This window comes from Azotobacter armeniacus (genome assembly GCF_054779355.1).
Map to the genome: position 1 here is coordinate 1 of NZ_BAAGYK010000104.1, position 806 is coordinate 806.

The 806-nt window shown below is 69.5% G+C and carries 1 protein-coding gene; it reads right to left on the reverse strand.

The features are described from left to right. Positions 1-806, reverse strand: an 806-nt coding sequence (tnpC, locus tag ACYVD0_RS14070) for an IS66 family transposase (protein WP_460427380.1), incomplete at both ends; no start/stop codon positions are given.

The window sequence follows — 806 nt, forward strand, 5'->3', positions numbered from 1 at the left end:
AGGCGTTCGAGGACGTGGCGCAGCCAGGCGTAGGGCTCCTGCCCGTTGGCCCTGGCGGTTTCCACCAGGCTGTAGAGCTGCGCGCTGGCCGTCGCGCCTTTGGGCGTGTCACTGAACAGCCAGTTCTTGCGCCCGATGACGAACGGGCGAACAGCCCGCTCGGCACGGTTGTTGTCGATCGGCAGGTGGCCGGCCTCGACATAACGCGCCAGCCTGCTCCAGTTGCTGGCCAGGTAGTTCACCGCCTTGCCCAGCGCATTCTGCGCCGTGACCTGCGGCAGGGTCTTGTCCAGCCAGGTCTTGAGCTGGGCGAGGACCGGCAGGCTGTGTTGCTGGCGACCCCGGCGGCGCTGCTCATCATCGGCCTCCCGGAGTTCGCGCTCGATGGCGTAGAGCCGGTTGATCCAGGCCAAAGCCTGGTCGGCGCGCCCGGTCTTGCCTTTGGGCTGCACCTGCTGCGCCTCGACGAACTTGCGCCGGGCATGGGCCCAGCAGCCCAGGCGCTCGATGCCCGGTTGCGCGGCCAGGGCGTTGTAGCCGGCGTAGTCGTCGGTCATCAGGTAGCCACGGTAGCCGGCGAGCAGGCGCAAGGGCACCTCCTGCGCCCGGCTGGGGCTGTAGTCGAAGAGGACGACCGGCTGCTCCGGCGGGCCGCCGGTCTGCACCCACATCCAGGACTGGCTGGAGGGGGCCCGGTCCGGCTCCTTGAGCACCTGCACCCGCGTCTCGTCGCAGTGGATCACCGGGCTTTCCAGCAGCCGGTCGCGCATCAGGTTGAGCACCGGTTGCAGCTGCCCGGCGCACTG